The following is a 12,222-nucleotide window of genomic DNA, read 5'->3' as shown; positions in this document are numbered from 1 at the left end:
GGTAAAATAAATTAAGCTCAAAGGATGAGTGACTAATTTATTATGAAAAAATTGATTTTATTTTTAACTTTAATTTTGTTTAATTTATTGGGCAATTCTTCAATTTTAAAAGCGGCACAATGGTCTGAAATTGAGAAAAGAGGACAATTAATCATTGCTGTTAAAGATAATTATCGCCCTTTGGGTTTTCGTGATGATCAGGGTAATTTACAGGGTTTAGAAATTGATATTGCGAGGCGTTTGGCTCAAGACTTATTAGGAGATGGTAATGCGGTAGAATTGATTGCTGTGCAAAATCAAGATCGTTTAAATTTGGTCTTAAATGGAACGGTAGATCTAGCGATCGCGCGGGTAAGTATTACCCCTTCTCGCACTCGTGTGGTGAATTTTAGTTCTTTTTATTATTGGGATCCTACGGGTTTTATTACGAATAATGCTCAAATTCAATCTATTCAAGATTTAAGATTTAAAAAAATTGCCGTTTTAAATTATTCTAACACCATCCCAGTGGTCAGAAATCGTTTACCAGAGGCTCAATTAATTGGAGTTGATTCCTATTTAGAGGCTTTTTATGGGTTAGAATCAGGACAATTTGATGCTTTTGCAGGGGATTATAGTTTAATTACTGGTTGGATGCAAGAATTTCCGATGTATCATCGTTTAACTTCTGTGTTATCGGGGGAGGCTTTGGCCATTGTGATGCCAAAAGGTTTACAATATCTTGAGTTATCTCAAAAGGTTAACTCCGCCATCTCTCAATGGCAACAGGAAGGATGGTTAGAGGAAAGAATTAATTATTATCAGTTGACAATTGACGGTTGACAGTTAATAGTTAACTGATGACTAATAACAAATAACTAATAAAAATAACCAATTAAGTTTAAATTATGATGAATGAATCTTCAATTTTGTATCTAAGTTTATTAATAATAATATTGTTAATAGCGGCCTTTTTTATTGGGCAACAAATTATTAAAACCCGTAAAGTTCAATCTAATCTTTCCCGTTTACAAAAGAAACTACAATCGCAAAAAGGTACACCTCAAGAATATTATGAATTGGGGAGTATTTTCTTACAAAAAAAATTATTTGTTCAGGCCATTAGTTTGTTTGAAAAAGCTTTAAAAGATAAAGATGTTGAAGTAGAAAATCGGGCTTTAATTTATAATGCGATGGGTTATGCTTATTTTGCTCAAGAACACTATGACATAGCAATTAGACAGTATAAAGAAGCTTTAAAATTAAATCCTGAATATGTAATTGCTTTTAATAATTTGGGTAGTGCTTATGAGAAGAAAAAATTAGATGCTCAAGCCCTCGAAACCTATCAAGAAACTTTAAAATTAGACCCGGAAAATAAGACAGCTAAAAAACGAGTTGAATCTTTACAAAAACGCTATGTTCCTGTTAGTTAAATAGCTACAATTTAAAGTAATAATAATTGGCTAAACTGATGTAATAGAGCTAAAATCTTTTTAATTTTTAAATATTTATTTGGCTTCAGCCCCTCCCCCTATCACCATGAGAGGGGAGTTTTTTTATTGACAATTTTTGAGCGGATCTTGATTAAATTGGTATGACTTAATTGACAGTAATAAGTTACAATAATTTAAAATTAAATTTAACAAAAGATTAAAATTAATGACTAAATTACAAATTGGTTTATTATTTGGTGGGCGATCGGGTGAACATGAGGTATCAATTAGATCCGCACAGGCGATCGCCAAGGCTTTAACCGCTCCTGAAAATCAGACTAAATATGAGGTTATACCCTTTTATATTCAAAAAACAGGAGTTTGGACAAGCTCAGAAATAGCTCAGAAAGTATTAGAGACTGGGGAAGTTTTTGGAGAATCAGAAAAGGCAGAAAATAAAGATTTATGGAGTTTTCCCCCTGAAGTTAGTCAAATTGATCTTTGGTTTCCCATTTTACACGGGCCGAACGGTGAAGACGGCACAATTCAAGGCTTATTGACTTTAATGCAAAAGCCTTATGTGGGTAGCGGGGTTTTAGGTTCTTGTGTGGGAATGGATAAATTAGCGATGAAATCAGCCTTTGCCCAAGCCGGATTACCGCAGGTAAAGTATTTGGCCGTTACCCGTGATCAAGTCTATTCTAATCCCTGTGTTTTTCCTAAATTATGTGATGAAATTGAGAGTCTATTAGGCTATCCTTGTTTTATTAAACCTGCTAATTTAGGATCATCGGTGGGTATCAGCAAAGCTAAAAACCGTCAAGAATTGGAACAAGCCCTTGATCAAGCGGCCAGTTTCGATCGCCGTTTAATTGTGGAGGCAGGAGTTAAAGCCAGAGAAGTAGAATGTGCGGTTTTAGGAAATGAACAACCAAAAGCCTCTGTAATTGGAGAAATTACTTTTGAAAGTGATTTTTATGATTATGAGACAAAATATACAGATGGTAAAGCAAATTTATATATTCCGGCTAATATTCCAGAGGAAATAGCCTCACAAATTCAAGAAATGGCGATTAAAGCCTTTTTAGCGATCGACTGTGCAGGTTTGGGAAGGCTAGACTTCTTTTATATTGAGGAAACGGGCGAAATTTTAATCAATGAAATTAATACCCTGCCGGGCTTTACGGCTTTGAGTATGTATCCTCAGTTATGGGAAGCCACAGGCGTTCCTTTTTGCGATTTAGTAGATCAATTGATCCAATTAGCCTTAAAAAGACATAATTAAATAACCGTCTAGCCTTCCTTAGCCTTAGCAGGGTGTTTTCAATGTCGAGGTTAAAATACAATTTTTAGTTCAATTTATTGAACGATGACTGTTAGCTTTGAAATTTATTTCAAAGCGGGTAAATTACAAGGGGTTAACTCTTAAAGTATTGATACCGCCGTGAAATGAATTTCACGGCTAATAGCAAAAGTCGGTTAAAACCGACTGAACAATTGTAAAATTGATCTTATTTTTTCATGATTTTTGATTTATTAACATCAAAAATAAACCAAAAAATTGATTATCAAAAGATCACAGAGATCATAAATTTTGACTTTAAAAATACACTGTTGTGGGAGAGTTGTTAGGGGAAGATTACATTTTAATACTGATAGAAAAGCAATTATTTTATGACCTTAAAATTAAACAATCGTTTAACATCTTTAGATGTATTTAGAGGAATAACGATCGCCGCCATGATCTTAGTAAATCAAATCAGTTTAGAAGAAAAAGCCTATCCTTTTTTCTTACACGCTGACTGGAATGGCTGTAAATTTGCTGATTTAATTTTTCCTTTCTTTTTGTTTATTATGGGGGTAGCAATGGCTTTTTCTTTAAGTAAATATCAAGAAACATATAATATTAATAAAACAGTTTATTTCAAAATAATTTATCGTAGTTTAATTTTATTTATTTTAGGTTTATTATTAAATGGATTTTGGAATTATGACCTAAACAAAATCAGAATTTTAGGGATTTTACAACGAATTAGTTTAACATATTTTGGGGCAAGTTTAGCAATTTTACACTTACCTAAAAAAGTTTTATATCTATTAATAGGAATCATCTTAATCGCCTATTGGCTTTGTCTTATGTATATCCCTATTCCTGAAATTGGGGCGGGAAGTTTAACAAAAATTAATAATTTTTCTGATTATATTGATCGGTTAATTATTTCTAGTAATTATCTTTATCAAGGTGATAATTATAATGGCATGGGTGATCCAGAAGGATTATTTAGCACTTTACCAGCGATCACTACAGTTTTAATTGGTTATGTTACCGGAAATTGGCTTCAAAAACAAAAGCCAGAAACAAAAATAACCACTCAATTAATAATGTTTGGATTGAGTAGTTTAATGATCGGGAAATTTTGGGATTTAATCTTACCTATTAATAAAAAATTATGGACAAGTTCTTATGTTTTATTTACTGTTGGAATAGCCTTAATTTTATTAGCAATTTGTTATGAATTAATTGAAGTTAATCAAATCAAAAAATGGTCAAAACCTTTTGAAATTTTAGGCTTAAATGCCATCTTTATTTTTGTTAGTTCAATTTTATTGATAAAATTATTAGTAAAAATTAATTTTCAAACTATTGAAGGAAAAATTAGTCTTTATCAATGGCTCAATAATAATTTATTTTTAAGTTGGACAAATGCCCCTAATGGTAGTTTATTATTTGGCTTAATTACTGTTAGCTTTTGGGTAGGAATAGCCTATTTATTGTATTATAAAAAATGGTTTATCAAAATTTAAGATAAACTATAAAAGTAGGGATTTTTTTATATAGAGAAAATATAAAACTTAATATGTCAAAAGTTAAAGAAAAAAATCAAAAAGATCAGGCCATAACCATAGGACTTGTTACTGGTTTATTTTTCTTAATTTGTTTTTTATTATTAAAATATTCTTTATTATTAAGTCTTTTATTTGCCAGTTTAGTAACCACTTGTTTAATTTTAATTTCTTCTTGGTACTTACTTTCTGAAGAAAGTAACACAGAAGAAATATCTGAAGAAACAGAAACAGAAAAACAGAAAACTAAGCCAAAAAAATCGAGAAAAAATGCCCCTGGTATCGTTGAAGTACAACAAACAAGAAAATTAGAAATGAATCAAAAACAACAATATCAAAAGCAACTTAAACAGAAAAAAATTTTTGGCTTATTTTCCAGAAAAAAGAAATAAAAAAGTTAAAATTTTACATAATTTGCTAAAATTTCTGTTAATGCAGGGATTGATTCTTCAACCTCTCCTTTAACAGATGGACGCACTTTTTGATAAGAAATTTTGACAATTTTGTTTTGAGATTTTTCGATTTTAGCATCAGTAATACTTAAGATAACATCAGCCGTATTTGACTTATTTTGTTGTAAATAATTAAAAGGATTTCCTGTGGCTAAACCTTCATTCCAAATAGGATCTAATGCCATAGAAACCTGTGGTAATAAACGGGAAATTGCTTCTGAAATATAATTAGGGCTAACCCCTTTTAAAGCATTAAAAACAGCCTTAAAAGCTAACCCCTTAATACCCGTTTTTTTATTAACTTGATCCTCCATTAATTTAGTACAATCAATTGCAATTTTAGATTGTATTTCTTGAGGGTTAATTTGTTCACTTAATGTCATCATAATTATTTTAATTTAAAAATGTTCTTTTCTATTATAAATATAATGCTCTCGATCATTTATAATTATTTCTTATGATTCATTATGGAAAAAATCAAAGATGAAAATACTAATCTCAAAACTTAAACCCTATTTACGTTGGTTTATTCTCGGCTTAATTTTATTTTATTTAATTAAAACCGTTGAGAATAATTGGAGTGCAATTAAATTAATACAATTTAATTACAATGATTATTTATTAATTAGTTTTGCATTTTTAGTAATACTTATATCCCATATTTTTGCTGGAATAATTTGGTTTTTGATGTTAAGAAAAACCTTTAATCAAGTAATTAATTTTTTTGAAATAGTCAAAATTTATTTAATTACTAATATGGCTAAATATTTACCCGGAAATATTTGGCATTTTTACGGTAGAATTAATATTATTTACCAACAAGGTTGCTCTTTAGGGATTGCTAGTATTAGTGTTTTATTAGAACCGTTATTAATGGCCGCTTCAGCTTTATTAATTACTTTAATAAGTCACAGTATCGGCCTAATATCTATCTCTAAAAATAATAGTTTATTCTGGTTAGAATTAATCATTTTAATCCTTACTTTAATCTCATTTCATCCTAAAATTATTAACCCAATTATTCATTTTATAAGTAAGCTTAAATTCACTAATCAAAAACAAGAAATAGAAGCAGAAAAAACCTATTTAAAATATTATCCTATTTGGCCTTTAATGGGAGAATTAATCTTTGTAATTTTAAGAAGTATGGGCTTTCTATTAATTATTTTGGCTTTAACTACTCTTAAAATATCCCAAATTCCCATTTTAATGAGTGCTTTTTGTTTTGCTTGGTTATTAGGTTTAATTGTTCCAGGCGCTCCAGGAGGATTGGGCATTTTTGAAGCGACAATTATTACTTTATTAGATCAATTTTTATCAGGAGAAATTATTATTATTAGTGTGGCAATTTACCGCATCACTACTATCTTAGCAGAAGCCACCGGAGCAGGTTTAGTTTATATTCCAAAATTATTAAATTTCAAACAAAAAAATTATTAATAATTGAGAATTTCCCTATTTTACTTGAAAATTTTAAACTTAATGCTATAATTAAAATTAATTAAAAAATTTTAATCAATCAATGCCATTTAAAATTAATTATGTTTAATCTAAAAATAGAAAATAGACAATATCAAACCTATATTTTAGAAGATAATCAAGCTCAATCATGGTTAGAAATTGTACCAGAAAGGGGCGGAATTATTACCCAATGGGGAGTTAATCAAAATTCGATTTTATATCTTAATCAAGAAAGATTTAATGATCCCAACCTTAGTATTAGGGGAGGTATTCCTATTTTATTTCCTATTTGTGGCAATTTACCGGATAATTCCTATCAGCTTGATGGTCAAAAATTTACTTTAAAGCAACATGGTTTTGCCAGAGATTTACCTTGGTTAGTAACAAAAACAGATACTAATAATCAAGCTAGTTTAACTTTAACCTTAAGCAGTAATGAAGAAACATTTAAAGTTTATCCTTTTGAATTTACTTTAGAATTTACCTATATTCTTAAGGGTAATTCTTTAAAAATTATCCAAAATTTTGTTAATAATTCTCACAAAAAAATGCCATTTTCGATCGGGCTACATCCCTATTTTCAAGTTAATAATAAAACTGATTTAATCTTTGATATTCCTTCCCATCAATATCAAGATCAACAAACTAAAGAGATTTTCCCTTTTAATAATTCATTTGATTTTGAAAAAGATGAAATTGACGCAGGTTTTACCTATCTTGTCAGCGATCAAGCCAGTTTTACCAATTCTCATCAAAATTTGACAATTTCAATTAATTATTCAAAAATTTACGCCCATCTTGTTTTTTGGACGTTAAAAGGGCAAAATTATATCTGTCTTGAGCCTTGGAGCGCACCTCGTAACGCCTTAAATACAGGGGAATCATTGATCGAACTTGAGCCGAAAACTAGCCTCACAGCAGAAGTTGAGATGATTGCTAAAAAAAATTTGTAAAAATACTTGCTTTTTTTAAAAAGGTGCGCTATATTTATAAATTGTGTGAAGGAAACAAAACCTCTCACGGGTCGCTAGCTCAGCGGTAGAGCACTCGGCTTTTAACCGAATGGTCTTGGGTTCGAATCCCAGGCGACCCATTTTTAAAATTTCAATTTATAGTTTAATTAGGCGTTACTGAATTATTTTGGCTGTGTGAGTTTGATTATACTATATCAAATCACTTTTATAAAGTGGTTTTGCTTCAATTGAACGGCAAATTAAGGAAATAGAAATTGATTTAGAAAACTTTGAACAACAATATCAATTATCATCTGAACAATTTTATCAACAATTTAAAGCGGGTAAATTAGGTGATAGTATGGATTTTGTTGAATGGAGTGCATTTTATCAGATGTGGTGTTCATTACAAGAAAAATTAAATATTTTTCAGGTTCAAATTTAATATGATTTCTCAAAATTATCTCACAGAAATTAAAACCAAATTAAATAGTAATCAAATTATTGAGAATATCAAAATTATTAAAGAAAGAGCAATCTCTGATCAAGGTTTTTTTCGAGCAAGATTAATACCATTTACATAAAGTAACTTCAGACTGAGGCTTAATAGAATAGTTTATTCACAAAGATTTCAGGGGTTTAACGATGTAACTACTAAATGTAAATGGTATAATGTTAAAAAATGGTGATTTTTTAGAAGTAGCTGAATTTTTTAAAGTAGAAAATGAACAATGTGTGACAATAACTTATAGTTATCAATGGATGGATTCATCTCAAACTAAATTAAAGAAAAGATGGGATAATGTTGAGCATTTTCCTGACTTAGCAAATTTTCCTCATCATCTTCATGACGGCGATGAGTTTAATGTTAAGCCTAGTGAATCAAGAAATATTTTACAAATTATTACTTTAATTGAACAGGAAATAAATAATAGTTCTAAAATGCTATAATAGCAATATAAATTTACTTTAAATTTTTCGGTCAATCATCAATTAAAATTATGTTGGAGGATATTTAAACTATGACTCAAGTAATTAATTATCAATCTAATTGTCAGAAATTAACGAAAATTGTTGAAACTTTAATTAATAATAATCCGATTTATCAAGAAAACCTAAATGTAGAGGAAATGATCACAGTAATTAATGAAACTTTTACCCCTATAGCAGTGCCAGATGTTAATAGTATTTCTGAAGAAGAATTAACTAAAAGAATAAAAAGTATTTTATCATTACATTTAGTTTCAGGAATGTTAAATGATTTTACTCCTGAAGAAATGGCACTTTTTGATGATTCAGTTAAAAGAGGAAATTAAATGGGTTACTTATTAGATACAAATATCGTTTCAGCATCACTAAAACAGAATCTTAAAGTAGAATTAAAAATCTCAGAAATACGCCGTCAAGGTAAAATTATTGGTATTAGTGCCATGACTTATTATGAGATAAAAAGAGGTCTTTTAAGAACAAATGCTACCCGAAAATTGACATTATTTCAACTATTTTGTCAAGATTATCCGATTTTGTATTTAGATGATCTCAGAATTTTTGAAAAAGCATCAGAAATTCATGCAGATTTAAAAAGTAAAGGTAAAATTATTCAAGATGCTGATATTTTAATCGCCGCCACAGCGATCGTTCATGATTTAATTTTAGTTTCTCATGATAGTGATCTTACTAGAGTTAAAGATTTAAAATTAGAAAACTGGTTAATTTCTGAATAAAATCAATTCAAAAATATAGTTTCAAAAGTCGGGGATTTTTTATGATGTTAGTTGATAATTTCGTAAAGAGATTAAAATTGTGGTAGAATTAGGAAAAATATCATTAAATATTAACTATGAATATTATTAATATTAATCAAGTTAAGGAACAAATTGAAAAGTTAGTTCATCAAACTAATCAAACTCATCAACCTATTTTATTAAAAGGTGAAGTAGAAAGTGCCGTTTTGATTTCTGAAAGTGATTGGAATGCTCTACAAGAAACTTTATATTTAAAGTCTATTCCGGGGATGACTCAATCTATTCAAGAAGGAGGAAATACTCCCATAGAAGACTGTGTTGATGAAGAAACAATTAGGAATATTTTAAATGGCTAACTGGCAATTAATTTTTACTAAACAAGCCGAAAAAGATAGTAGAAAAATTGCTTCGGCAGGATTAGGAAAACAGCTAATAAAGTTACTTGATCTGATTAAAAATAATCCTTATGAGTCTTATCCTCCTTATGAAAAATTAACTGGAGATTTAGCGGGTTATTATTCTCGAAGAATTAATATTCAACATCGGTTAGTTTATCAAGTTTTAGAGAAAGAAAAAGTGATCAAAATAATTAGGATGTGGACTCATTATGAGTAATTTGTAATTTTTTTTGATCTATTTCAAAAGTGATCGCTTGTTTTAAAAAGTCGGGGATTTTCCTTAATATCTAAATTTAACTTTCAATATTTAACAAGGTGGGCAACTCTTAAAATTTATTGGTAAAAGAAACTTAACAATAGTTATGTCTCCTCCAAATAATTAAAAATTAATATTTAATATCTGCTCTAAATCTCTCAAATCTTTTTCTAAAATTAAATTATAAATTTTATCTGCTCCTCTTTTGATGGTATCAGTTAACAAATTAAATCCTATATCCATCTTTATACTATTATCTTCTCGCCATCGAATAACAATAGAATCAGTGTTTTTATTAAAGGATTCTGTATCTTTATCCAATTGATAATTATGAACAAGAGATGATCTATATTTTTTATAGATAAGGTTACAATATCTAAAATGTTTAATATAATTTTTTATTGTATCAAATAAATTTTTATTCTTTTCAAAAGGTTGCTTGGTTTCTTGATACCAAATGTTAGAAAATATATTTAATATTTCTTCCAAGTTTGGATCACTTTTAGCTGAATGACTTTGATGTTTTGATTTTAAGTCTGAAACATTACGATATTGCAAATATTTTTTTTCTATTTCTTCTATAAATTTACTTTTTATAGTTGGTAAATGTTGTTGAATTTCTTTATTAATATCTTTTTTATCCTTACTTATTGTTTTTTGTAAATTGTTAAATTGTTCAGGAATTGCTTGATAGAAAAATGGAATACTTACATTTTGTAAATATGAATATTTTTCCTCTCCATCAAATATGTTAATAACAAATGAGACAAACCTTTCTCCATTTTTTCCTTCTGGTTGATTGGTTAATTTTTGCTCTAAATATGACAAGCTATCTATTAGACAAAATGCCAAAATATAAGACTCATTAAAAAGATTAGTAAAAGGATCATAATCAAAAGGAGTCATTTCTAATAACTCTAATGAATGGCAATTTTCTTTTACATATTGACTAAAATTTTTATTATCAAATTGCTGATAATATTCACATAATAAAACTCTTGAATAATAGAATTTTCTTAGACGTTCAGCATAATCTTTAATTTTTTCATTATTATTCATAATAAACACCAATTTTATTTTTTTATAGTTTTGAGAAAAGATAAACTAATCTCTTTCCTATTAAATTTACGGAAATAAATCCTTTTTCTTTTAATGTTGGAAGATGACCTAATGGTGCATTTTTATTAAAGTTTAAGTCAGAATAATTACGCCATTTTCTATCTTTTTGCCAACCTACTCGCTCAGCGAATTTATAGAAAATAGCTGGATCATAAGCATCATAAGTTGTGCCTAACATTTTTTCTAATGGAACTTGTTGTATTAGTCTTATCTGCTGTTGAATCCAAATTTTAAACCAAATGCTTTTTTGTACAGAAAAGCCAAAATTTCCCCCGGAATATTTTAACCATAATTTATCAATTAAATGTAAATGGAAATCTTCGTTTAATACGTTTAATATCATATTTGTTGTTTCTTGATCTGCATCTTTCCATGCTCCTTGTATTAATAAATTTTCTAATCTTTGCAACCTTGTATTACTAATTGAAAGCAATTTTATAAATGCTGTTGCTTCTTTTTCATTCGCAAATACATTAAATATATCTCCTGCTTTTGGTACATTATTTAAACCTAAGATTTCCACTACAAAAGAGGGGGTAGCTTCTTTTAGTTGATTCCCAATATTATCAATCATAGCAGAAACTTTACCATACACAGAACCGGCGACAATAGTATCGCCCAGTTTTAATGTACCATTTTGAACTAAAAGAGTAGCAACTGAACCACGAGAAGTATCTAAATATGCTTCAATCACTGTCCCTTTTGCTGGACGCTCGGGGTTAGCTCCAAATTCTTCCACTTCCGCCACTAAAAGGATCATTTCTAATAAAGTATCAAGATTTTCCCCTTTTAAGGCACTGACAGGCACCATAATGGTATCACCACCCCATTCTTCAGCCACTAAACCTAATTCTATTAATTCCTGTTTAATGCGATCAGGTTCAGAATCTGCTTTATCTAGCTTATTAATAGCCACTAATAAAGGTACTTCAGCCGCTTTAGCATCACTAATCGCTTCTCTGGTTTGGGGTTGGATTCCATCATCTGCCGCTACCACTACAATAGCAATATCCGCTACACTTATAGCTCTTGCTCTCATATCGCTGAAAGCATCATGTCCAGGAGTATCTAAGAAAACAATTTTTTCTATCTTCCCATTATGTTCTAAATCTACATGATAAGCACCAATATGTTTAGTAATACCTCCAACTTCAGCTTGTGCTACTTTTGTTTTACGAATAGAATCTAAAAGAGTTGTTTTTCCATGATTCAAATGACCTATAATGGCAACAACAGGAGGACGACGATGAAGATTATCTAGATCCTTCACATCTAACATTGCTGTATCTAACATTGCTTTAATTTTTGACGGTGATATCCATTGAAAAAGTTTTAATTCTTCATCTTCAAATTGATTATTTTGTGTTTGAGTTTTTGTCAAACTAGCAAAACTTGAACTTCTTTTTTCTTGCTCAACTAAATTCATAATTCTTTGAAAATCTTGGGGATAATTCTCTTTTAAATAATTCCAACCTAATTTTGCTAATTCTTGATCATATTTATTTTTTGTAGCTTTTAAAAAGTCTAAATTATCCCCACATTTAATAAAAGCTTCCGCAATTTCCTTAAGTTCTAATTG

14 protein-coding genes, 1 tRNA gene and 2 pseudogenes are annotated in these 12,222 nt (G+C 29.2%); 13 read left to right on the top strand and 4 right to left on the bottom strand.

The genetic code is table 11. The features are described from left to right. The first annotated feature begins 42 nt into the window (after positions 1 to 42). The 5 genes from Anndu_RS02080 (at position 43) to Anndu_RS02060 (ending at position 4,651) form a co-directional block, all read left to right on the top strand. Positions 43 to 822 (top strand): transporter substrate-binding domain-containing protein, encoded by a 780-nt coding sequence (locus Anndu_RS02080; protein WP_464102774.1) that lies wholly within the window; start codon positions 43 to 45, stop codon positions 820 to 822. Positions 823 to 887: 65 nt separating this feature from the next. Continuing rightward, positions 888 to 1,415 (top strand): tetratricopeptide repeat protein, encoded by a 528-nt coding sequence (locus tag Anndu_RS02075; RefSeq protein ID WP_464102773.1) that lies wholly within the window; start codon positions 888 to 890, stop codon positions 1,413 to 1,415. A gap of 226 nt (positions 1,416 to 1,641) precedes the next feature. After that, the gene (locus Anndu_RS02070; RefSeq protein WP_464102772.1) at positions 1,642 to 2,700 is read left to right on the top strand and encodes a D-alanine--D-alanine ligase family protein; all 1,059 of its coding nucleotides are present in this window, start codon (positions 1,642 to 1,644) and stop codon (positions 2,698 to 2,700) included. Positions 2,701 to 3,089: 389 nt separating this feature from the next. Further along, positions 3,090 to 4,220 carry an acyltransferase family protein gene (locus tag Anndu_RS02065; RefSeq protein ID WP_464102771.1) on the top strand — a complete coding sequence of 377 codons (1,131 nt, stop codon included), beginning with the start codon at positions 3,090 to 3,092 and terminating at the stop codon, positions 4,218 to 4,220. Positions 4,221 to 4,273: 53 nt separating this feature from the next. Next, positions 4,274 to 4,651 (top strand): hypothetical protein, encoded by a 378-nt coding sequence (locus Anndu_RS02060; RefSeq protein ID WP_464102770.1) that lies wholly within the window; start codon positions 4,274 to 4,276, stop codon positions 4,649 to 4,651. A gap of 5 nt (positions 4,652 to 4,656) precedes the next feature. On the opposite strand, the gene Anndu_RS02055 is transcribed toward Anndu_RS02060, so the two are convergent. Beyond that, positions 4,657 to 5,097, bottom strand: a complete 441-nt coding sequence (locus Anndu_RS02055) for a DUF6918 family protein (protein ID WP_464102769.1) — start codon at positions 5,095 to 5,097, stop codon at positions 4,657 to 4,659. Between the two features lie 97 nt (positions 5,098 to 5,194). Between Anndu_RS02055 and Anndu_RS02050 the strand changes: the two genes are divergently transcribed. The 8 genes from Anndu_RS02050 to Anndu_RS02015 all read left to right on the top strand — a co-directional run bounded on the left by Anndu_RS02050 (position 5,195) and on the right by Anndu_RS02015 (position 9,485). Then, complete coding sequence (locus tag Anndu_RS02050) at positions 5,195 to 6,151, top strand: lysylphosphatidylglycerol synthase domain-containing protein (RefSeq protein WP_464102768.1); 957 nt, start codon at positions 5,195 to 5,197, stop codon at positions 6,149 to 6,151. A gap of 98 nt (positions 6,152 to 6,249) precedes the next feature. Next, positions 6,250 to 7,125 (top strand): aldose epimerase family protein, encoded by an 876-nt coding sequence (locus Anndu_RS02045; RefSeq protein ID WP_464104021.1) that lies wholly within the window; start codon positions 6,250 to 6,252, stop codon positions 7,123 to 7,125. 68 nt (positions 7,126 to 7,193) lie between these two features. Then, a tRNA-Lys gene (locus tag Anndu_RS02040) sits at positions 7,194 to 7,265 on the top strand. A gap of 532 nt (positions 7,266 to 7,797) precedes the next feature. Then, positions 7,798 to 8,076 carry a toxin-antitoxin system TumE family protein gene (locus tag Anndu_RS02035; protein ID WP_464102767.1) on the top strand — a complete coding sequence of 93 codons (279 nt, stop codon included), beginning with the start codon at positions 7,798 to 7,800 and terminating at the stop codon, positions 8,074 to 8,076. A gap of 71 nt (positions 8,077 to 8,147) precedes the next feature. Continuing rightward, positions 8,148 to 8,441: a hypothetical protein gene (locus tag Anndu_RS02030; protein WP_464102766.1), complete on the top strand. Its 294-nt coding sequence runs from the start codon at positions 8,148 to 8,150 to the stop codon at positions 8,439 to 8,441. Beyond that, the gene (locus Anndu_RS02025; protein ID WP_464102765.1) at positions 8,442 to 8,849 is read left to right on the top strand and encodes a PIN domain-containing protein; all 408 of its coding nucleotides are present in this window, start codon (positions 8,442 to 8,444) and stop codon (positions 8,847 to 8,849) included. A 116-nt stretch (positions 8,850 to 8,965) separates the two neighbouring features. Continuing rightward, complete coding sequence (locus Anndu_RS02020) at positions 8,966 to 9,226, top strand: type II toxin-antitoxin system Phd/YefM family antitoxin (RefSeq protein WP_464102764.1); 261 nt, start codon at positions 8,966 to 8,968, stop codon at positions 9,224 to 9,226. Continuing rightward, positions 9,219 to 9,485, top strand: coding sequence for a Txe/YoeB family addiction module toxin (locus tag Anndu_RS02015; protein ID WP_464102763.1), 267 nt, complete (start codon positions 9,219 to 9,221; stop codon positions 9,483 to 9,485). The genes Anndu_RS02020 and Anndu_RS02015 overlap by 8 nt, the downstream gene beginning before the upstream one ends. A 162-nt stretch (positions 9,486 to 9,647) precedes the next feature. On the opposite strand, the gene Anndu_RS02010 is transcribed toward Anndu_RS02015, so the two are convergent. The 3 genes and pseudogenes from Anndu_RS02010 to infB form a co-directional block, all read right to left on the bottom strand. Next, the gene (locus Anndu_RS02010; RefSeq protein WP_464102762.1) at positions 9,648 to 10,583 is read right to left on the bottom strand and encodes a hypothetical protein; all 936 of its coding nucleotides are present in this window, start codon (positions 10,581 to 10,583) and stop codon (positions 9,648 to 9,650) included. A 22-nt stretch (positions 10,584 to 10,605) separates the two neighbouring features. Further along, positions 10,606 to 11,001 (bottom strand): annotated as a pseudogene (locus Anndu_RS02005) (GUN4 domain-containing protein); the annotation flags it as partial. 42 nt (positions 11,002 to 11,043) lie between these two features. Next, positions 11,044 to 11,940: pseudogene (gene infB / locus Anndu_RS02000) on the bottom strand (translation initiation factor IF-2); the annotation flags it as partial. Positions 11,941 to 12,222 lie beyond the last annotated feature (282 nt).

This window comes from Annamia dubia NIES-4383 (assembly GCF_055394725.1).
This window is presented reverse-complemented; position numbering and strand designations above follow the sequence as displayed.